Source organism: Niastella caeni, from assembly GCF_004834005.1.
In the GTDB taxonomy this organism is placed as follows: domain Bacteria; phylum Bacteroidota; class Bacteroidia; order Chitinophagales; family Chitinophagaceae; genus Niastella; species Niastella caeni.
Genome location: NZ_STFF01000007.1, coordinates 310,749 through 333,275, shown reverse-complemented (window position 1 = coordinate 333,275; position 22,527 = coordinate 310,749). Strand labels below are relative to the sequence as shown.

Genomic DNA, 22,527 nt, shown 5'->3' with positions numbered 1-22,527 from the left:
TCGGAGCCTTTTTGTTTGAGCCTTAATTCTTTGCCAGTGAACGCTCATTTTATAACTTCAGCAAACCAACCTTATGTAACGTATTCACCGGTTTATTGTCCCAAAAAAGTTCAAAGTCTTCCAGTCCGGCGGCTTTGTAGCTGTCCATTACATCCTGTAGCGTGAGTGTTTTAGGATTGGAGATCGACAGCAACTGCAGTATTTGGGCCAGCCAGTTGCCTTGTTCGCGACCGACACTGATGCTGTATTGCTGGCGTTTGTCCTGAAAGGTGAGTGAGGTCATTTCCCAGCTATTGCCTTTCTTACTTTTGATGAAGTGTTCTACCTTAGGTGGCCTGCCCAGGTATACGATCCTGGTAGTGGGTTTGGCAGCCGTATAAAGATCATCTTCCAATACTTTCTGAATATAATCAGGGGCTACTTTGGTCTTGGGTACTTTAAAGTCGAACCATTTCTGCAGCGGGTCGTTGAGACCTATGCCGTGCATATAGTTGAACAGTGACTTCTTCAGTCCAAACGCAAATTCTTCATGGTCGGCGCCTGTTTCATCGATGTGCACGAGGTCGTTGTTGGCAAAAGCGCCCACCAGGGCCGACTCTCTTTTCACCTTGAATTTCTCCGGTTGCATACCTATGGGACTGTGCATCGTCATGGTGAACAAATGCCAGAAGGCCGACTGCAATACGCCTGAGGCAAACATTTGCCGCACCATTTCCAGCGAATCGATCGTTTCCTGTTCGGTTTGGGTGGGGAAACCGTACATCAGGTAAGCATGCACCATGATGCCTGCCTCTGTAAAGTGCTTGTTCACCCTGGCTACCTGTGCTACGGTGATGCCTTTCTGAATCAACTCCAGCAGGCGGTCGCTGGCCACTTCCAATCCGCCGGAGATAGCAATACAGCCGGAACGTTTCAACAGCAGGCAAAAGTCGCGGGTAAAGCTTTTTTCAAAACGCACATTGGCCCACCAGCTCACCGTTAATTTGCGCCGGATGATCTCCAGCGCCAATGCACGCATCATGGCCGGCGGAGCGGCTTCATCCACGAAGTGAAAACCATTCTGTCCGGTCTGTTTCATCATTTCCTCCATGCGGTCTGCCAACAGCGAAGCGGCAATCGGTTCATAGAGTTTGATATAATCGAGTGAAATATCGCAGAAGGTGCATTTGCCCCAATAGCAACCATGCGCCATAGTTAGTTTGTTCCACCGGCCATCGCTCCACATGCGGTGCATGGGGTTTACCACCTCAATGGCAGAGATGTATTTATCGAGCAGGAAATCGCTGTAATCAGGTGTGCCCACCTGCGCCTGTTTGTAATCGGAGCAGCTTTCGTTGTTGATGTATTGCACCAGGCCATCCTGCAGGGTAAAAGTTCTTTTCAGTATTGAAGCAGAACCGTGGCCTTCCACCAGTTGCACCAGTTGTTCAAGAGGCGCTTCGCCATCGTCGAGGGTAATGTAATCGTAGCATTCGAACACCCGCGGGTCGGTGATGGAACGCAGTTCCGTATTGGCGAATCCGCCCCCCATGGCCACTTTCACTTCGGGGTAGTGCTGTTTGATATACTGCCCGCAGCGCAGGGAAGTATACAAATTGCCGGGAAAAGGAACGGAAATGGCTACCAGTTTGGGTCGTAACCTTTCCATGTGCGCTTTCAGCAATGTGATCAGCAATTCATCAATAAAAGTGTATTCCTTTTGCAGGGCGTTGTACAGTTCGTCGAAGCTGTTGGCGGAGCGGCCCAGTTTTTCTGCATAACGGCTAAAGCCAAAATGCTCATCTACGCATTCGCTTATAAGGTCACTCAGGTCTTCAAGGTACATGGTGGCAAAGTGCTTGCCTTTGTCCTGCGTGCCCATAGAGCCGAAAGCCCAGTCCAGGTCTTCCAACTGCGCAAAACGGCTGGCTTCGGGCAAAAAATCCCGCTTGCAGATGCGGTGCGCCAACGTAGGATTATGCCCCTGTAAAAAGAGCACCACATCGTTGATCGTATAAATATAATCTTCCTGTAAGGCCACCATACGGGCGGCATTGTCGCTCAAAGGTTTTTCGAGCCGGTTGATACGATCAAACAATTCCTGCAGCCCTTCCTGGCAGAACAGGGCCAACGTTACCTCGATGCCCAGATCGCTCTGGAAGGAACGGATATTTTTGGTATTCAGGAAGCCCTTCAGGTAAGCCGTCGCCGGATACGGCGTATTAAGCTGCGTAAAAGGCGGAGTAATCAAAAACACAGGAACACTCAAAATCAAAAATTTGAGGCAAAATTAGGCTAAAAATCCGGTTCCCGAAGGTGTTGTGTATCAGAGGGAGATCCCGGTGGGCTGGCAAATATGTGGATATAGAAATGGGCCGGGCAACTGTTGGACGTCATATTTATACCCCGTGAAACATAATACCAGCAAGGGTTTTACATAAAATGCCTGCTTTTGGGATAATAGAACCGCTTACAAGTTGATTTAACAACTCTGAAACCTGCGATTATCTTTGTATTGTCAAAGAAAGGATATATCCCCCGGTACATCTACTGCTACTATCCGGTTGTTTCGCCGCATGAACGATCTTATTACTCCAGATTATAAACTTAAAAACATACAATTATGACTTCAATTATTAAAACCTTGTTTTTTGACAAAGAATTGGTTAGCCAAATCAAAAAATCAGGACTGGACAGTAATTTATTATATGTACAATTGATCAGCGGAAAGATCACCCTGGAAGAATACGTAGCTGCTACCCGCTAATTATTCCTTCAGCATATAGTAAACGACTTCCGGCCTGAGCGTTATAACATGTACATGAACGTTACTGTTATAGCGATCAGGTTGGGTTGTTTGGTGGCAATTTGATTAAACCATGCCTTCGACTGTAAAATCTTATTGTTTAATCACCTTCCCCATAGCCGCTGCCCCCCTGTATAAGCCGCACCAAGCCCCAATGAATAGTACAAATTCTGGTTACAATTGATCGCCTGCCGGTCTACATCTGATAACACCGAATTAAATAAAATCGTTTCTGAAAAAGCGCCCGGTCCGTCATTACCTAAAGTGTAATCAAACCGAACACCGATAAAGCCGGTCACCGGTGCGCTGAATGTATTGAGGCTGGCGGCGTTGCTTTCCAGCAAAGCCGTATTGACATATAACTTTGAAGCCCTGTTATTTCGAACAGTATTGATTGACATGTGCGTGGTGGTACTGATTACTGCTCCGGAGGCCGTAATATTGCCATCCGCCAATAACGGGCAGGGCAGCGTTAGAAAAAGGCATATGGGCAGTTGGATGCAAAATAGAATGGGCAGTGCACGGAGCACAGTTATTTTGGGCTTCATAGTGGGGAGTACCGTTTTTAACAGTTGCGGCACAAGGTATTTTCTTTAGTGCCGGAGAGAAATAGTAATAGTTGGATTTCATATTCATAATTTTTTCCATCAAATAAAAAAAGCACCCCGCCGTCACGGGATGCTTTACTCTATGTACCTGATTGGAAACCTATCCAGAACTATATTTATTTTTTTACAACAGGGCTGTTTTTGCCGTATTATCGCCACTGCCCCAGGTTCATACATTCGTTTGAACGTTTACTTTAGTAAGTACTACAAGAGTGATCAGCAAAGCGCAAAAGTACTCTCGTAGCATATCGCATTTAACAGCAAGGGCATAATTTTCCATTGCGAAAAGAATACAATTACCTGATGTTTAGCGCAATCATCTGTATATATTTTTATGCTTTATGTTCTTTCTATTTTAAATCAGAAGTTATTAAATAATTAGTGTCTCCAACAATTACGAGGAAATGGATCATCCTTCATCTACTGTTCCTCTTTTTACTGTTACCATAGAAACAGGTTAAGGCATTTCCCTGATTGTTCTCAGTTTTCAATGGCTCCTGCATGATATTGTGGTAGCTTTATTAATATCATTCAATAGATATTTCCTTATAACCGGTAACTGTGCGGCTGAATTTACTTTGGGGAAAACGTTTTATCTGTTATGACCGGATAGTAACGATATTACATTATCAGTTAGGGCGAAGCCCGCCCGATTTCTCAAAATATATTTACGGCTCTTACTAAAAACTTCCGAATGATTATCCGATTTGGCTGTTTTGGGCTTTTTCTGCACCTACAGTAACCTCCATTTTCAACCATTAATTCTTCTTTTATGAACCGGTTAACCAAATGGATAATCACAGGATTATTTTTTTCTTTCATCGCTTTATCATGTAAAAAAAATATCCCTTCTGATCATATAAACTGGAAAAATCTGCTGGGATCACGATCTTTCAATGACGTTCTTTCAAACAGCGAAGTAATTAAATGGAATAACGTTGCGTTTGAAGCTGCCGGTGGTGCTGCGGAAGCCAATCCACTATTAGCAGTACGTAGCGAAGCCATGGTACACATTGCCATTCATGATGCGCTGAATGCCATAGTACCGGTTTACGAACATTATATCTTTCATGGGGTAAATCCTTTGGCTGATCCTTTTGCAGCGGTTGCCAGTGCAGCGCATACTGTATTAATGGCTTCCTGGCCCGATTCGGCGGCCATGCTGGATGCAAAGCTTGCTGAATCGCTCTCAAAAATTGCCAGCGGACATGCTAAAACATGGGGCATTGCAATTGGCATGGAATCCGCAAAGGCTATCCTGGCCTTACGGGCAGGAGATGGCGCCTTTCAAAATCCTGTATCGCCAGTTCCCCCTTCCACGGTTCCTGGTGTTTATGTAGCAGTGCCTCCGTTCGACTTTCAATTTGGCGTTTTTTGGAAAACTATGCAATTGTTTTCGCTTGAAACGCATGATCAATTCCGTAGTTCATCGCCCCCATCGTTAACCAGCGGTACTTACACCAGAGATTTTAATGAAGTAAAGGAAGTGGGAGAACTCAACAGCACCGTACGTACGGCTGACCAAAGCGCTTATTCGGCATGGTGGTTTGAATATTCCGATATTGGCTGGAACCGGGTTGCCCGAGTTTCGGCAACGACCCAAAATCCCGGGTTGTATACAACAGCGCGGATGTTTGCGCTGCTGAATATGGCTCTGGCCGACGGCTATACTGCCTTCCTGGAAGCCAAGTATTTTTATAATTTCTGGCGGCCTTACACAGCTATCCGGGCAGCCGCAACAGATGGAAATGATAAAACCACTCCTGATGCTGACTGGGAACCTTTATTGCCAACACCGCCTGTGCCGGATTATCCTTCAGGCCACTGTGTTTTAGGCAATGCTGCGGCAACCGTACTGACTCATTTTTTTGGAAATCATAGTCCATTTTCAATGACAAGTACTACCGCTTCTCCAGCGGGAGCTGTCAGGCATTTTGATAGTTTTAAAGAAGCTGCTGATGAAAACGCAGATTCAAGAGTGATGGTTGGTATACATTTCCGCTTTGCCTGTGTTGCCGGCCAGAAGATGGGAGATCAGATAGGAAAATGGACAGTAAAGCATCACCTGGAACCTTTGCATTAGGTTTTAATAAGGGATGCGACTGGTTTTGTAACTATCCTTTATTAATTGATATTCAAGGCAATACATAATAAACGGGCAATATTTTATTATTGCAGCATTGAATGGCTTAGCAATTACCTCCCAATAACTCCTAAATTTTTAAAAATTAGGAGTTATTGGGAGTTCCGTTTTCTTCCTCCATCCCGTTTAGCGGATAATAGCATCGTTCAAACTTCGATAAATGAACAAAAAGAATAGGTTAGCTTCTGCGGATAATATAAAAGAACAAAGTAAAATATATCAAGCGCTCAGGAATCAATTTCATCAACTGAATGAAATTGATGCGAAGGAAATCATGGCATTTCAATTCCCATGGCATGATCAATTTGCCCAAAGCATTTATCGGAGTGAAGTTAAGGACGGCACAATAAAGCTTTACTACAACCAAAAGGCGATTGACCAGGATGAACTGTGGAGAAAAAGAAAATTCACAAGTATTATTGCTGAATGGGAAGATTATACACCGAAACTTGTATTCAATTCTATTGGGGAATATTTACTTTTTTACAAATCAATTTTCCAACTTAAATATATAACTTGATTCAAAATAAATGAAGAACTTGAACCGGGATACAGTACAACTTTGATCCCTTACTTCAAAAACAGGAATGCTGTTTACCCTAAGTATTGAGAAAAGATAGTCAGGTGCACTTCATCACCATTATCAATTGCGGCGATCACTTTATCGATATTTTGCTTCGCCAATCCGGTCATTTGTTGCTGCCCTGATTTCCAGCTAAGATATAGCGGCGCCTCTTTATCGTAACCAGTTAGTTCATCATGCAATAAATTACTTAGTTTCATACGCAATGGTTTACGGTTGTTGGCGCTGGTAACCTGAATACTTCCATGTTTATTTTCTTCGCCTGGTTTGTGCAAACAATATCTGCCATCGGGTAAGCCTGCGATGGGCGTCCAGCCTTTCTGGTTATTTGCACCAACATAAATGCAAAGCAATTGGTTATTCATAAAGAGCTGCCCCATCATACTATTGGGAAACTGAGCTCGTAGCAATCTAAGTTCCATAAAATAAATTAACAGGTTTAAAAAAAGACCCCTCCCGATTGTTATCGGGAAGGGGCCGGTTTACTTACCGGAAAAAGCAGGCTACCCTTTTTTCATCTGGCGAATCATCCACTTCAGGAATATCGATACCGTAAAGCTCACTACAGCGCCTATGGCTGCCAGTGCTATGGTTTTGAGTATCTCACCGGAATTAATATTCACCAGTAAAATGGTCATTATACCACCTGCCGTGCCGGCTTTTGATGCTGGGGTAAAAGATGCATCGTTCATATTGCTTCCTTTAAAAGATCAGCAATGGTTTTCATTACACACCGCTCACTTTTATAATGGCAAGGGCATTGAAGGCGCCATTGTTCAATGGTTTATTGCCGTCAACATCTTCCATGAAGAATTCTATACCCAATGCCAGGAATAAAGGATGGGTGCTGCTAGGAGGAAGTGCAACACTCAGATCGAATGCAGCAAGCTCCTTACCGTTCAATACCAACTGATCGGAACTTTTGAACTTTGCCACATAAGCAGCACGTTCAAAGTCAACTTCCACCCCGGCCATATGAAGCTGAAAATGGGTAGCTTCGAAAGGGGAAGCGATCGCCTTATTGTCGGGAACAAAAGAGGGTAACTTTACCTGCACGGTACCGGATGCACGATCGATTGACGATTCGTAGGTAACAATTAAAGTACTGGAAAGCTTACCCCTGGCGTTGAACTCAAAGCCGGTCAGCAATTCCGTTTCACCATCGAGCACGTTCTTTTTACCACGTGGGTTGGTGCTGTCTGCTTTTATAACCTTCGTCATTTGCTTTGACAGACGGCTTATTACCCTGCTGTCGGAAGTATTTACTGCAATTGGACGTAACGCATCACGTAGCAGTTTTCCGGCAGCTCCCGCTTTTGCAAACATGTCCATTGTTTCGCGTGTACGTGCATACGCAGGATCTTTGGCAATACGCTCCTTCGATAAAGACGTTTTCTTACGTATCATGTAACCGTCTTCTGTTTTATAAAAGCTCAGTTTGCCGATTGTTCCTTTAATTTCAATAATTGATTCTTGCTTAGCCATTGTTATTTGTTTTAATAGTTGAAAAATAATCCGGTTTGTTTAAGAGGCACATCCCGTTGAAGCCTTCATCGATGATTTGCAATTGCGATACAATGTTAGGCAGGTGCCCGGAAACCTGTGGCCGTTTTGGCCATTATGGCCATAATGGCCATATTGTTTCCTTTTGGCGTGATTGGCGGCTTAGGCGTGATTATACGCTTTTAGACATATTAGCAGAATTTGGAAATAGTGTTTTAAATTAGGGGGCTGTTTTGGTGAGTTCGTGCTGGTGTAGATGAAACGGCCTTTCGTATTTAATTACTAATTATTAAACCGCGTATATGCACTACGATGAACTGCAAAAGATCTGGGAATCTATTTTCATGCAGTTGGGTTATAGGGAAAGTGAACGTAATAACTGGGTTTCTGAAACGCAGGAACTGATTATTGTATTAAACTTTAAAGTAAATGCTAAGGAGAAAGATTTTTATATTGATATAGGCATTATAATTAAAAAGTGGTACCGTGATCATTCATTGAAAGAACCGGTTTTTGAAGATCATGATATCGGACAAGGATTGTATACTATTTTATATTACATGGGAGAATTGGAATATTACCTTAACAACCTGTTTTGCTACGACCCCGATATCAATACTGATGCTGAAGTGATCGATAACAGTAAAGAAATAGCCATGCTGTTTTTAACGAAGGTTATCCCTCACATTGAGCAACTTGATGCTTATGCCTTGCGTGTAGAAGACTTTGAAAAAGCAACAACCTGGGAACCATTTTTAAAGTATTTCCGCCCCGCCGAGGATAATAACAAATATTTTTATTGGAAATAGGAAAAGTATTACCGGCGACGGTAAAAACTGGCGATATGAAAACGAAAAATCCTTTTTGATAATTGACATAACCTATCTTATCCGTCTTTCTTTTTTCTTTGGTTACCTTGATACAATCAGGCAGTAGTGCCGGCGGCGCCAGAGCGGTTGTCGTTATAGCGCGATCCTCCTCTTTTAATAACTGCATTGCCCATGCAGTCAATTGTTGAAAATGGAAACGCTTTCGGGAATGCGCCGGTAATTCACGATAAAACTCCGATGCCATTTTTGACGCTTCGGCCAACAGGGCGGAATACCGCTGCTGCTGCTGCATACGAACCTTGCGCTGAATGCTTTTTCGGCTTTTGGTTTCCCAGTAATTTGGATCTTGCTTTTTATATGCTCGTTTTGTTGTGATGGATTCTGATAGTACTGGTGCTGCTTCAGTAAGTTTGCAAACCACTTCCTGAACATATCGATCCCACAAAAACTGTCTTATTTCCTGCTCTTCCCTCCCCTTTTTCAACATGGTGTACGCTTCACCGGTAAATGAACGGTACATCCAGAACTGCCGCCAATGAACAGGCAAGCCATTATATACAAAGGCCCCGATTTTCGATGCCTGGCCCATCAGGGCTGCATTTTGCCGGGTGCGTTCAAACCGTGGAGAATGCAATACTTTCCTTCGCGTAAGACTACTTTTCTTGCGCACGAGGTTCCTGCCTTCCATGCAATAGAAGGTAAGCTTACCTATTGTTCGGTTAATAATAAATGGTGCAAAAACTTCGGCCATGTAATAAAGTTACTGATTATTTTTTATCAACATGTGTAGTTTGACAGACGCCTTCATTGCGTATAAACAACGCAGTTAATTGAAATTCGAGTATATAACATAACAACTCTATGGCAAACAGATAGTAATGCCGTGGTTGAACGCAGGATATCCCCAGGATATGGTTAGGATATCGGGTATTTAAGGCGTAGTTTCTAAATGCGGGGGATCTGTGTGGACAGATATACTGCGATACGACAATAAGTGTAACCGATAGTCATTGTTTGATTTTTTTAAGGACGGCCCCTTCTTTATGACGACTTGAATTTACGTAACGGCCCAATGAACGGCAGTAATACACCCAAGACTATGAGCAATTAAAATGGTAGGCGTGTCGATCTCTTTGATGGTTTTATCCAATTTCTCCACCCACTGGTTCTTTACCGGAACCTCCCAGTCATCTTGTTGCACCCGCGAAAACTACTCTTCTTTCAAAAGTTTCGATACCTCTTCATCAAATTCATGTTTAAAAGCGTCATAATATTTTCCCGTTGCAGGGCCATCGAGCCCGGTGTGGATCTTGCGAACAACACCTTTCTTATCAATAAAAATTGTTGTGGGAAATGCCTTGATCGCTTCCAGTTGAAGCGTATTCTTTTCATAAATGTGTTATTGTATATAATATCATAAAGCACAGTATGGCTTTGGTGTTAACTTTAATCAGGATGAAGAAAAGCCACCCTTAAAAGCGATGGCTTATTTACTGAGAGCCAATTAAGAATAACCGGCTATGACTATTTACTATTTGACTTTTATTTTATTGCTAAACTGACCGGTGCGGTCTTTATTAATTTCGCATTTGGAGCTTTTGGCTTATAAATATTTCCGCCAATCTTCTCTACGAATGATTTTGGAAAGAAGCGTGGGAAAAAGGCATGTAACTTATTGCTGAAGCCAGGTATGATCTCCGCTTTCCCTTTAAATAAACCACGCACGGCGATCTTTCCCACCAGCCCGGGCGACATGTTAAACCTTTCTGCGGTTTTCTTTACTTCCGCCGACATACGGGCCCGGTTCACAAAATCTGTATCTGTACTGCCTGGGATCAATACACTTACCGATACCGGGGTGTTACGTAATTCAAATCTTAATCCCCGGGTGAATGACACTACAAAAGCTTTTGAAGCAGCATACACATTCAAATACGGAACAGTTTGATAACAGGTTGTACTGCCCACATTCAATAAAAATGCCTGTCCCTGTTTTTTCAAAACAGGAATATAGGCATGCGACAGCGACACCTGTGCTTTTATATTCACGTCGATCATATTCAACTGCTCTTCCAGCTCCAGTTGCTCAAACGAACCGTTTAATCCATACCCCGCATTATTAACTACCACCTGCAATTCGTCATGCCAGATAGACGTCCACGACATTATTGTTTGTAGTGCACCGGGCGAAGACAGATCAAGTGGCAAAGTATACACCAACGACCCGGATGTTGATTCCAGTTCCTTTTTTGTAACCGCCAGTTCCACTTCATCCATATCAACCAGCAACAGATCAAAATCAAGCCGGGCCAGCTCTTTGGCTATGCCTTTACCAATGCCTTTGGCTGCGCCGGTTACTAATGCAAATGACATAATTATAAAGTTTAACGGTATTAAAATTATTACGCTCTAGCTTCCTGTGCGTGTTCACTATTCAATGGCAGGGTTACGCCTGCTAATTTTGGAGCAGGTTTCAACTTTAATTGCGCCAGTCGATGATAAAAGGGGGTTGGACTGTCTTTATGTTTCGGTTGATAGGCACCGGTTATAATTGGTATATACATAACTCTTCTGCGGCTTTTCTCACCAATAAATGGTGATTGCTGTACCCGGTGCCATAACCGGCCATCATGTACGGTAAGATCTCCGGCTTCAATGTCGAGCCCAACTTCTTTCTTATCAGGCGTATTATCTATGAAGTATTTCTTTCTGAATAACAACCTGAACAATCCCTGGTTATGCGTGCCCGGTATAACACGAAGGCCACCGTTGGCATTCGGACAATCGTCTAAATGGATCCCTACATTTAACATTGGCAAAATGCGTGATCCTAAAAAGAGGTCGCGTGGACTATCGGTATGCCAGCCCAATTGTTTATACTGGCTGTTAGCAGTGTTTACATAATGATTTACTACCAGTCCATCTTTCTCATTCTCCCCAACTCTGCCTTCATACGCCCCCAGCAATTTCGTAAGCGAGTGAATGCGGGGATCTTTTAAGAATTCATGAAGTTTCTGGCTGTATTGAGAAGTAAAAGCCAGGCGCTGAATGAAAGGACTTCCATATTCGTCATGACCGAACTTAAGTGGTATTCCGTTTACCTTCTTAATATCATTCCGGATCAAAAATTGCTGTACATTTTCTACTTCCCTGATAAATTCCCGCACCCTTTCTTTGCTGACAAAATTCTTAAACTGTATAATACCGTATTTATTAAAATAAGCGATATGTGCATCGGTTATGATTTCTTCCAAATGAAACGTATGTTGTTCAAACTTTTTCATATTACAGGTATAAATGATTAATAATAGTGCAGCTTATGACTAATAAAAGCCACACATTCCAGATAATATATTCTATTGGAGAATACAGGGTAATGTCAGGAGTGGAAATGATTTACCCTTATAGGCCGTTTAGCAACGACAGGAACAACAACGGGAAGATGTAGATTGAAGGACTATAATAAAAGGTTCAGCTATTCGAATAGCCCTGCCTGGCGGCGATAGATAATGCTTTGATGAATTAATTTCCATAACGAGTCTTTTATAGTCTACTTAATCAGTAGGCTAATTTACAACAATACTTTACATCGCCCAAATTGTTTTTATCCTTTTGCTTTTCATTAACGGCTCACACCAATGAATATGGCTGTGCGCTCAAATGAAAAAACGCTTTGTAACATAAAAATTTACAAAGCGTTTTAACAATTGAATCAGCCATCATTATTTAATAGGTCCCTGTGTATCGCTTCCATTGGGATGGTGTATTCTTTTATTATTTACATCATACCAGTCGATCAGTGGGTAGACATGATTTTTCTCGGCCTGCTCATCGAATATTTTCTTCAATTCCGCCAGCTTTTCCGGGTATTTTTTGGCCAGGTTCACCCGCTCGTTAAAGTCTTCATTCAGGTTGTATAATTCCCATTCATCTTCATCGAAACTTCTGTCTGCAACAATTTGGCCCGGTTTAAAATCAAAATCAACATTATCAGGATGATGGGCGGCTGAGGCTTTCCAGCCATTGTAGTAAATTGAACGGGAACCGAAGATATAATAATGCTGCACCAGGTGCCGTGAAGGCGCTTTGGCGTCGTTAAATGAATAGTACAGTGAAGTGCCCTGGATAGAATCCTGGCGAATGCCACGTATATATTCAGGCGCTTTTATTCCCACGAACTCCAACGTGGTAGGCAACAGGTCGGTCACATATCCATATTGATTACGAATGCCGCCTTTTTCTTTAATTGATCTGGGATGAAAAATTATCAGCGGGTTATGTGTCCCCCCTTCGGCATCGGCATCCTGCTTCCATGCACGGAATGGTGTATTGGTGGCCTGCGCCCAGCCCAAAGGATAGTTTGCAGATCCTGCGGGGGTGCCGATTGAATCGATATTGACGAGGTTGGTTTTTAAAAATTCTTCTTCCGTTTTGGTACGCGCCGGGTTGGTGCGGGGCGTTATCACGCCCTCACGGGTACCTTCTTTACTGGCGCCATTATCGCCGATGATCACGGCTATGATCGTATTTTCAAGCAGGTTGTTTTCTCTGAGATAATTCACAACACGGCCTATCTGGTAATCGGTATAGGTAAGATAACCCGCGTATGTTTCCATAAAACGAGTGAACAACTTTTTCTGGTCGGCAGGCAGTGCATTCCAATCCTGCACCCTTGCATTGCGCGCCGGGAGCTGTGCATTGGCAGGCACAACACCGAGGCGTTTCTGATTAGCGAGTACTGCTTCGCGGTATGCATCCCAGCCGGCATCGAACTTGCCTTTGTATTGGTCGCTCCAGTATTTATCTACCTGGTGCGGTGCATGCACAGCGCCGGGTGAATAATATAAAAAGAATGGTTTACCGGGCGCTATTTTTTGCTGGCGGGCAATATAGCTGATGGCTTTATCGGTGATCTGTTCGTTCAAATGACGGCCATCAGGCGTAACATGCGCGTTGTCTTCTACAAGGTCGGGCTTATACTGATCGGTTTGCGAACCAAGAAAACCAAAAAAATGCTCAAAACCTTTTCCGCCGGGCCAGCGATCGAAAGGTCCTACATCGGTAGCTTCTTCATCAGGCGTCAATCCATATTTACCTACGGCAAATGTATTGTACCCGTTATCCCGCAATATTTCAGCAATGGTACCGTCTTTCGAAGGTATCCGTCCATCCCAGCCAGGAAACCCGGCCGACAAGGCTATATGCGAAAAACCACCTACATGCACAAAATGGCTGTTGCGGCCTGTAAGCAATGCCGAGCGGGTGGGCGCGCAAATGGCCGCCGTATGAAAGTTCGTGTAACGAAGACCATTGTTTGCCAGGCTATCGAACGTGGGGGTACGTATAAGACCACCAAATGCGCTGGAAGCGCCAAAGCCAACATCGTCTAATAGTATCCATACAATATTGGGGGCTCCGGCAGGTGGCGTAGCCGGCTTCGCCCACCATTCTTTTGAATCATTTAATGTTTTACCGATCACGCCCTGGTAGGGTTGCTCGGCAGGTGATTGCGCTTTTACCTGTCCGGTAGCCAATAGCAATCCGGCAGAAACGGCTGCATGTAATAGATGAGATGCTTTATGGTTCATTTTTTTTATTGTTTATTCGGGATATTACCATCCCGGGTTTTGTTGAAAATTTGGGTTCTTACCGCCATACAAATCAATTTCGGTTTGCGGTATGGGGAACAGCGTGTTCTTTAGCGCTGCTGCCGATTTGGGATTACCAGGCATGGCATATACCGATTTCAGGTAATATTGTCCGGGCCCCAGGTCCGTTCTGCGCACCAGGTCGAACCAGCGCTGACATTCCTGGATAAACTCTTTTCTTCTTTCTGTAAAAACGGCATCCCGAAAAGCCAGTTGACTGAGTCCTGGCAATAGATCATACGTATGGTTGGTATAGTTGCCACCTGAGGTATAAGAATTGTATGCCCTTCCCCGCACTATATTAATTGCCGCATACGCATCAGGGGTTGGACCGCCATTCAATTCATTCAGTGCTTCCGCATACAACAGCAATACTTCCGAATAGCGGATCACCGGGAAATTCATTTTGCTGTTTGCGCCCTGGTTGCCCTGCAGGGCAGTAACAAAACCGGTGCTTTGATCAACAAACTTCAAAAAGTTATAGAAAGGCCATTTAACCCATTTGCCGGTAGATTGATTGAATAAGGAATCGTAAAAAGTAGCCGACCGGCGCTGATCAGTTATATCAAACATCTCCACCACGCTTTTATCGGCAGGTATATCGGCGGTGTAAGCAGAATTACTCCAGGTAAACGAGCTCAGGGTATTGGTGCTAGTGAATCCACCGGTAGTGCCGTTGAATTGTGCAGAAAAAATATGCTCTTTCCCGTTTTTGGTGGCAGGTTGAAAAGCGTCGGAAAATTTTGGGAAAAGATCATATCCATAGGCCCCGGTAGTGGCATTTGTCAGGTTGGCGGTGCCGGCTGTTATTACTTTTTTAAGTTCTGTTATGGCCTTAGCCCATTCCTGGCGGGTGATGTATACTTTCGCCTTTAATGCATACGCTGCGCCCCTGGTTACCCGGCCAACGTTAACACCGGTGTAGCTGGCTGGTAAACTGGCGGCCGAATCAAGATCAGCGATGATCTGCTGGTATACCGTTTCCTTTGGCGTACGATCAACGAGCGCACCGGCTTCTGTCACTGTAGCCTGATCGTGCAACAGTAAAGGCACGTCGCCGAACAAACGAACCAGGTCAAAATACAATAAGGCCCGTATAAACTTCGCCTCATTCACCAGGTTAGACGCCGAACGCGCCGGATCTACAAATTGAGCTGCCGGAATGGTTGGAATTTTATCAATGGCGATGTTGGCCTTGTTTATACCCCAATACAACTGTGCATAAATTTTGCGCACGCGGTCGTTTGTGCTTACATACGTGGCGGTGCCCAGGGCCCGCACATCGGGGTTGGTATTTGAAGGGCTATACACCTGGTTATCGCTTGTATTATCTACGATAAGATTGAGGTTACGACCGTAGATCGGAAAATCATTATTAATATCTGTGGTCAAAGTGCTGTATACTGCCGTTACGGCTGCTACTGCATCACTTTGTGTTTTGTAAAAATTTTCCTGAGTTAAACTTCCCTGGGGTGCCTCACTCAGCTTTGTGCATGAGAATACAAGAAAACTCAAAGCACCGGCAGTTGTTATTATTATTCCTATTTTTTTCATTGTTCTATTATTATTTGCCGTGATTTAAAAAGTAACATTGATGCCCACGGTATATGTACGGTAGTTGGGATATACACCATAGTCAATACCGGGCTGCAGGTTATTCTGATCATAGAAATTAGCCTCCGGATCAAGTCCATTATATTTCGTGATCGTCAGCAGGTTTTGAACAGAGGCATATACCCTGATCTGTTTAGCAAGAATTTTTGAAGCGAGATCTTTCGAGAAATTATACCCGAGGGTAATATTTTTCAGCCTTATGTAAGAACCATCTTCAATATAAACATCTGCTACCTGTACCACCGGTGCATTTACCACTTTCGGAAACTTCCCGTTTGGATTTGAAACAGAATCCCAGCGATCAAGCAGCACAGTAGATACATTTTGTGTAGTGGTAGTTTTTTCCAACTGTTGTTGCAACAGGTTAAATATTTTATTACCGAATGAACCCTGCAAGAATATAGACAGGTCAAGGTTTTTCCAGGTAACAGTATTGCTTAAACTGGCAGTAAACTTCGGCTGCGCGTTGCCCAGGTTGTGCTTGTCTGCGGTAGTTACTACTCCATCGCCATCGGTATCTACATATTTCCGGTCGCCGGTTACCTGTGATACGCCGGCCAGTATGGGCGCCTTTTTGGCTCCGTACACATCTGCGGTGGTTAAAAGACCGTCGGTATTGTATCCCCAGAAAGTACCTACAGGCAAGCCTACTTTAACAATCACCGGTGATACCTGTCCCGTGGGAGCTACGGGGAAAAAAGACTCACTGGGTCCCAGGCTCAACACTTTATTGGCATTGGTAGCATAAATAAATGTTGAACGCCAGGTGAAATGTTTCGACTTGATATTGTCGCTATTCAGGGTGAACTCGAAACCCTTGTTTTCGAGGCTACCGATATTTTGCGACGCTGACGCATAACCGGAAGATAACGGCACCAGGCCTGTGCCCGTGATAAACAGGTTGGTTGTCTTTTTATAATACACATCGGCTGTTGCGGTGATCCTGTTATTAAACAAACCCAGGTCAACGCCGGCATTGTACTGCGTGGTAGTTTCCCAGGTTAGATCAGGATTTGACAACTGAGAAGGTGCGAGGCCAGTGGTGGTGGTAAGCGGGCTTCCGAAATAATATCCGTAAGAAGTAATGGTGGCCAATGAACTGTACGCCGGGAAATTGGCATTACCCACACGTCCGTATGTTAATCGCAACTTCAGGTTATTGATCGTTTTATCAAATTTTTTGAAGAAGTCTTCGTCAGATACATTCCATGAAAAACCAACAGAGGGAAACAGTCCCCATTTTTTATTCGTGCCTGCCGGTGATGCGCCATCGGCCCGGGCAGCCAACGTTAGGTTATACCGGTGCAGCAAAGAATAAGAAATCCTGCCCAGCCATGAGTTTCGGGTTTGTTTGGCCTCACCCGAACCTATCACTTTGTTGGCAGAAGCGTTGTACAGATTATTATACGTAGTTGCGTCGGAAGAAAAAGATTGTCCGGCCTGGAATGTATTTTCAGATTTTTGGAATTGCGTGGTATATCCCGCCAACACGTAAAGAAAATGCCTGTCCTTAAAGGCATGATCATAGGCAATGGTATTTTCGTTCAACCAGCTTACATAGTTGATGGTGCCAACCGAACCGGAACCGGTGATCGTTCCCCCCAGATTGCCGGGGTTGGTATATGAAGGCGCATAGTAGTTCAGTTTGGTGTTCAACAGATCTACCCCTATTGTAGATTTTGCCACCAGTTCAGGCGTTATTTTAAATTCAGCAGAAAAATTGCCCAGGGCACGTGACAATTTTGTTTGGTTGATAATAGAAGCAATATTAAGTATTGCATTATCAGAGAACTGTTGCCCGTTAATGGTATTCAGTGTGGGATTGATGGCCGGCTGCGAAGTCGTATTGTACGAACCATCTGCATTTGTCACCGTTTGCAGTGGGTTAACGAGGCTGAGTGAAGAAAACGCATTGCTGAAACCAATGCCGTTATACGCGGCGCCCGTTAGCTTATTTTCGGAAGAATTACTTCCAAAAAGGCTGGTAGCCAGTTTTAATTTTTTGGAATACTCTTTTTCATAATTCACCCTGGCTGAATATCGTTTAAAATCAGTGGCCAGGATAATACCTTTTTGATTGAAATAATTACCAGATACGGAGTAACGCGACTTTTCATCTCCACCAAAAATAGTTAGCTGGTGATTTTGTACGGAGCCTGTTCTGATAGCTGCTTCCGGCCAGTTGCCATTGACACCGGCGGCGCCCGCAGAATCGATGAGTTTTTTATTGGCAGCTAACCCTGCCTGAATGGAGGGCGTTGCTTTGTACAGGTCATCAAATAACTCCGCCCATTGTGGTCCGTTGAGCACTGGAACCAGTTTTGTATTGTACTGTGCACCGTACGATGAATTGAAGGATATATTGTTGCTGCCTTTTGTTCCTCTTTTTGTAGTAACGATCACTACGCCATTGGCGCCACGCGATCCATAGATAGCGGTGGCGGCGGCATCTTTCAATACATCTATTGATTCAATATCGGAAGGGTTAATGGTAGACAAACCGTTGGTTGAAACGCCGGTTACAGCAGGCACAACGCCTGAGGCCGGCGCCAGGTTGGTGAGGCTATTATCGTTGTAATAGATAAATCCATCGATCACATACAAAGGATCATTGCCAAAACTCAGCGAATTACCTCCCCGGATACGAATGGTGGCCGTTGCTCCCGGTTGACCGGAGCTTTGATTTACTACTACACCGGCAACAGCCCCCTGTAAAAGATTATCTAAAGAAGAAGCCGGACGGCTAAGGTTTTCTTTGGAAACACTTGCTACGGAACCAGTGAGATCTTTTTTTCTTTGTGTGCCATAACCTACCACCACTACTTCATCCAATTTATTTTTATTTGTATGAAGCACAACGTCAACATGAGACCCCGAAACCACTACTTCCTGTTTCTGATATCCTATATAGCTTACTACCAGGGTAAAGGGTAGCTTCTGCCCTGTTTTTAGGGTAAAGTTTCCTTCAAAATCAGAGGTGGCTGTATTGGTGGTCCCTTTTATTTGAACAGTGGTGCCTTCAAGCGGTGTGTTGCCGTCGGTTACCTTGCCGGTAACCACTGAATTGATGACCGGCTTATTAGTTGTTTGCGCCGTTATAAATGCCGGCAATAGGATTAAAGCAATGAACATGCTTCGTCCTGAAAAAAATTTCATACAATTAGTATTGATTATTTAATAAATGGCATTAACTGCCAGGTAACCTGAGCAACAGCCAGTAAGACTGCAGTAAAACCAACCACCGGTTATACCACCCCATCACCGGACTGTTGCGCAGGTTATTGAAATATGTATATAGATGTAATGACCCACTACTGAACGCAGCAAGCTAAAATCGAGAGGAGAATTCTGTTAACAGCAACAACAACAGAAACTTCTGTAAGAAGAATTAGGATAATATACTACCACCCGGGTCACACGTTGGTCGCATGACGAGCTTTTTTTTGAAAGTCTCATTTCAGTTGTATTTAAATGCAAAATAAACCGGTATACTGCTGGTGGTTAACAGTTACCATTTACAAGTATCAGCAGGCTTTCTTATTAGTCCACTAACACAGTAGACAAAATAATATCTTTTTTTCCATTCTAAAAAAAAAGATTTGTATTTGTTTTACACGACTTGTTTATAGATTAGGGACGCACGCAAAATAAAAAAGGTGGCCTTTTAAATAAAGCCACCTTTTTTAATATCAGAGAAGACATTGTTTTTGAAATTTTTATAATGATGCACTTTGCAGAGAGACTTTATAGCTATCATCTGACAATATCAATCCGGAATGTTTCTTTCCTGCCATTGCTTTCAGCATGTAACCAATAGGAACCTGCCGCCATGTTACTGAATGGTAAAGTTGTATTGCCAGAGAAGTTACCAGCCGCCACCGTTCTACCCTGGGCATCATAGAGCCTGTAAGTAATTAAAGCGGAAGTGACAGTTTCAACATACACTATTCCATTACCGGGGTTGGGATACACTTTATTGATCAATGCCACACCAGTTGGGTCAAACGCGATGCGTTGTACCGGCGAATAGGAGAAGCTGCCATCCTTATCAACCGACCGTAACCGGTAATACACGTTTATTTTACCGGGCATGGCCGGCGCAGCTGCAACAGCGCTTTCATCAGTTACCGAACAGCTCACTTTGGCCAGGGCGCCCGGGTTGGCATTTTTCTTTACATCGATGACCGTAAAATTAAAAGCGTTATAGGAACGTTCCAGTTCGAAGCGGTCGTGCAATGCATCTGTTTCGGCGCTCCATATAATCTGCACAGATCTATCCTCGGTCCGGCTCGCTTTGAAAAACAGTAAATGAACGGGCAACGGCACCGTTATTTGTGCAGTGGCATACCCATCGCCGGCGCCGCCTGTGATTACCGATCTTTCAACAGCGCTGGCAAACCCGTCGCCGCTACCGCCGGTATAGATGGCCACCTGCCCTTTGGCGTTATAATTAAGAAAGGCGACGCAGGCATATAATAAAATGTTGCATAATAGTTTCATGGTAATACTAATGAATTTATAAAGAAAGAGCGCCGCGGCCACCCATGTAATCATACCTGTTATTGTTTGTGAGGACAGGTTTGCCAGAAGGAGCATATCGCGGATGGATCAAAAATCCCTGGCCATTTGCAGCTAATGGTGTCCTAAAACTTCCCCCTTTAAAATTTACTCCGGAAGCAGTGATATTGCTGGGCCAGGTTAAAGGAGCATCTGTTACATCCCCGTTCCCGTTTTCATTTGTAAATAACAGGCCATCGTCTAAAACCTGAATTACATATTCAGAAGCATTGCCCGCCATTTCCATGGCACCAAAATAAGCAGCGCCCGATAAAATACGGTTGGTGGGCTTGCTGCCAGGAAAACCACATCGCATTAACCTTCCACCCGTTATATAATTCTGGGACACATTTGCATAATTGTTAGGATTAGTAACCGCATCGCTCCAGATGGTTGTTTCTGTAGTTAGATCGGCATCAACAGTGCCTAAAGATGTAGGCAGTTGAGCGAAACTATAAGGAGTTCCCCAAATAAACTGGTTATCTATACGCGCATCGAACCCCCGGCAGATCTTTTCAAATTCTATCTCGGTAAAGGGCCTCAACCCCGCCCAATCGAGATAGCTGGAATAATCGGCCCAGCCCAGGAAATTACAGGCCTTTTCGGGTACCCCACAGGAGAAAATAACACTTCCTGCTACTGGCAACGTGGCAGGGCACATAATGTGATTGAATTGCGTCAGGCTCGCCTGATTGCTCATTACATACTGGTTTGTTACGATCGTGCCGCTGATATCTGTTGCCACCCGGGCTGTTTGCTGCGTACGGGTAAGGGTATTGAGAAAATCGGTATACTGCCCCTGTGAAATTTCATATTTCATCACATAGAATGCTTTGTATCCTTTGGGAAATGCAGCCGGAATATCAGCCGGATTTACTCTAAGGGAACCCGCCGGGATCATATTTTCATTGGAGATGGTAGCTACATCAAACGCGTCCGTTGCAGGATTTGAATGGCCTATGCCAAATGCACCTTCGCTTATATACACCATTTCAATGGCAAATACCTGTATGGCCGTAATGCCGGCCGGGGAACTCAATTGCAGGCTCACGTTATTGCCGCCATTGATGTTCCCAAAGCCCAGAGTGCCTCTTTTGATCAGCACTCCATAAGTGTTCATGGCCGCAGGCTGTGCCAGCGCCAGACTATTGCCAAGTGTATGGCTCGACGGGGTCGTTGAAATTTGTGCATGCGACCACACATCGCTACCGGTTTGGCATTTTATAAATACCCAAACAGCATCATGATTACCGGGCGGGCCGCCGCCGGTGAGGTCCCAACTGTTTTCCCAGGTAAGCGTAAATGAAACCTGCTGGGCTGCCGCATTATAGGATATAGTAGAAACCTGTACATTGTTGGCGAATGTTACCGTACAAAACAATAACAGCGCAGTGATGAGGGTTGTCTTTTTCATAAAGGAATTTTGCCTGAAATGATCAGCTCAAAAATCCCTTAAATGAGTAGGATGGGCAAGTCCACTTTTGGGGGACAGGGACCAATTGGCATAGACAATTGGCAATGGGCAACAGACTATGAACAATGGGCAATATCTTGCATATTGCTTCTTGCCTATTGGCTATTGATTAAACCAATCCCTCCTTCAACGCTTTTGCCACTGCGGCGCTCATGGAATGCACCTGCAGTTTTTCGTACATGCGTTTTATATAGGTTCGAATGGTTTCAACGGCCAGGTTCAGTTCAGCAGCCACCATTTTATAACTGTAGCCTTTAATGAGCAACCGCAATACATCTTTCTCGCGGTCGCTTAAATTATACTCCTCCCCTTTTTTTGCAGGGGCGAATTTTGCAAAAAGCGTCAGTACCTTTCGGGCCACCGAAGGCGTCATGATGGCCCCGCCTGCATGCACCTGCAGCAACGATTGAAGCAACTCCTGTTCGGTAGCAGACTTCAACAGGTACCCATCAGCGCCAGCGCAGATGGACTCAAATATTTTGTCATTGTCTTCAAACACGGTATGCATCACCACTTTTATCACCGGGTTAAATTGTTTTATCATTTTCAGGGCCTGCAACCCGCTCACGCCGGGCATATCAATATCCATCAGCACCATATCGGGCTGCTCCTGCTTTAAATCATTGAGAATATCCGTGGCATCGGGATAAGCGCCCGCCAGGGTAAATGCATTGCTTGCATTCAACACAGCAGCCAATAGCTGCCGTAATGGATCATTATCTTCAAAAATGGTTATGCGGATCATTGTCTGTTTATTTCAGCCTGGTATTAAAAATACCAGA

General features: G+C 44.2%; 18 protein-coding genes. 4 read left to right on the top strand and 14 right to left on the bottom strand.

Going from position 1 to position 22,527, the window contains the following annotated elements; genetic code table 11:
• Positions 1-49: 49 nt before the first annotated feature.
• Entirely contained in the window at positions 50-2,248 is a 2,199-nt protein-coding gene (locus FAM09_RS23480) for a B12-binding domain-containing radical SAM protein (RefSeq protein WP_136579598.1), read from the bottom strand.
• Between the two features lie 354 nt (positions 2,249-2,602).
• Between FAM09_RS23480 and FAM09_RS30795 the strand changes: the two genes are divergently transcribed.
• Entirely contained in the window at positions 2,603-2,746 is a 144-nt protein-coding gene (locus tag FAM09_RS30795) for a hypothetical protein (protein ID WP_153825473.1), read from the top strand.
• Positions 2,747-2,889: 143 nt separating this feature from the next.
• Here the strand turns inward: FAM09_RS30795 and FAM09_RS23475 are convergent, their stop codons facing one another.
• Positions 2,890-3,333, bottom strand: coding sequence for a hypothetical protein (locus FAM09_RS23475; RefSeq protein WP_136579597.1), 444 nt, complete (start codon positions 3,331-3,333; stop codon positions 2,890-2,892).
• Positions 3,334-4,165: 832 nt separating this feature from the next.
• On the opposite strand from FAM09_RS23475, the gene FAM09_RS23470 reads away from it, so the two are divergent.
• Positions 4,166-5,476, top strand: a complete 1,311-nt coding sequence (locus FAM09_RS23470) for a vanadium-dependent haloperoxidase (RefSeq protein WP_136579596.1) — start codon at positions 4,166-4,168, stop codon at positions 5,474-5,476.
• A gap of 220 nt (positions 5,477-5,696) precedes the next feature.
• Positions 5,697-6,056, top strand: coding sequence for a hypothetical protein (locus FAM09_RS23465; protein ID WP_136579595.1), 360 nt, complete (start codon positions 5,697-5,699; stop codon positions 6,054-6,056).
• A gap of 74 nt (positions 6,057-6,130) precedes the next feature.
• On the opposite strand, the gene FAM09_RS23460 is transcribed toward FAM09_RS23465, so the two are convergent.
• The 3 genes from FAM09_RS23460 to FAM09_RS23450 all read right to left on the bottom strand — a co-directional run bounded on the left by FAM09_RS23460 (position 6,131) and on the right by FAM09_RS23450 (position 7,604).
• The gene (locus FAM09_RS23460) at positions 6,131-6,541 is read right to left on the bottom strand and encodes a hypothetical protein (protein ID WP_136579594.1); all 411 of its coding nucleotides are present in this window, start codon (positions 6,539-6,541) and stop codon (positions 6,131-6,133) included.
• A gap of 81 nt (positions 6,542-6,622) precedes the next feature.
• Entirely contained in the window at positions 6,623-6,811 is a 189-nt protein-coding gene (locus FAM09_RS23455) for a hypothetical protein (protein ID WP_136579593.1), read from the bottom strand.
• 34 nt (positions 6,812-6,845) lie between these two features.
• The gene (locus FAM09_RS23450; protein WP_136579592.1) at positions 6,846-7,604 is read right to left on the bottom strand and encodes a hypothetical protein; all 759 of its coding nucleotides are present in this window, start codon (positions 7,602-7,604) and stop codon (positions 6,846-6,848) included.
• A 320-nt stretch (positions 7,605-7,924) separates the two neighbouring features.
• Between FAM09_RS23450 and FAM09_RS23445 the strand changes: the two genes are divergently transcribed.
• Positions 7,925-8,431 (top strand): DUF4304 domain-containing protein, encoded by a 507-nt coding sequence (locus FAM09_RS23445; protein ID WP_136579591.1) that lies wholly within the window; start codon positions 7,925-7,927, stop codon positions 8,429-8,431.
• Between the two features lie 1,078 nt (positions 8,432-9,509).
• On the opposite strand, the gene FAM09_RS23440 is transcribed toward FAM09_RS23445, so the two are convergent.
• From FAM09_RS23440 to FAM09_RS23395, 9 genes are all read right to left on the bottom strand, one after another.
• The gene (locus FAM09_RS23440) at positions 9,510-9,653 is read right to left on the bottom strand and encodes an alpha/beta hydrolase (RefSeq protein WP_136579590.1); all 144 of its coding nucleotides are present in this window, start codon (positions 9,651-9,653) and stop codon (positions 9,510-9,512) included.
• Positions 9,654-9,994: 341 nt separating this feature from the next.
• Positions 9,995-10,825, bottom strand: a complete 831-nt coding sequence (locus tag FAM09_RS23430) for an SDR family NAD(P)-dependent oxidoreductase (RefSeq protein WP_136579589.1) — start codon at positions 10,823-10,825, stop codon at positions 9,995-9,997.
• Between the two features lie 29 nt (positions 10,826-10,854).
• Positions 10,855-11,736: a phytanoyl-CoA dioxygenase family protein gene (locus tag FAM09_RS23425; RefSeq protein ID WP_136579588.1), complete on the bottom strand. Its 882-nt coding sequence runs from the start codon at positions 11,734-11,736 to the stop codon at positions 10,855-10,857.
• Positions 11,737-12,174: 438 nt separating this feature from the next.
• Positions 12,175-14,040: an arylsulfatase gene (locus FAM09_RS23420; RefSeq protein WP_136579587.1), complete on the bottom strand. Its 1,866-nt coding sequence runs from the start codon at positions 14,038-14,040 to the stop codon at positions 12,175-12,177.
• Positions 14,041-14,064: 24 nt separating this feature from the next.
• Positions 14,065-15,654, bottom strand: a complete 1,590-nt coding sequence (locus FAM09_RS23415) for a RagB/SusD family nutrient uptake outer membrane protein (protein ID WP_136579586.1) — start codon at positions 15,652-15,654, stop codon at positions 14,065-14,067.
• Between the two features lie 24 nt (positions 15,655-15,678).
• Positions 15,679-18,870 (bottom strand): SusC/RagA family TonB-linked outer membrane protein, encoded by a 3,192-nt coding sequence (locus FAM09_RS23410; RefSeq protein ID WP_243751763.1) that lies wholly within the window; start codon positions 18,868-18,870, stop codon positions 15,679-15,681.
• Positions 18,871-19,467: 597 nt separating this feature from the next.
• Positions 19,468-20,214 (bottom strand): T9SS type A sorting domain-containing protein, encoded by a 747-nt coding sequence (locus tag FAM09_RS23405; RefSeq protein ID WP_166437256.1) that lies wholly within the window; start codon positions 20,212-20,214, stop codon positions 19,468-19,470.
• 16 nt (positions 20,215-20,230) lie between these two features.
• Positions 20,231-21,685 (bottom strand): hypothetical protein, encoded by a 1,455-nt coding sequence (locus FAM09_RS23400; protein ID WP_136579584.1) that lies wholly within the window; start codon positions 21,683-21,685, stop codon positions 20,231-20,233.
• Positions 21,686-21,854: 169 nt separating this feature from the next.
• Entirely contained in the window at positions 21,855-22,490 is a 636-nt protein-coding gene (locus FAM09_RS23395; protein WP_136579583.1) for a response regulator, read from the bottom strand.
• Positions 22,491-22,527: the final 37 nt, after the last annotated feature.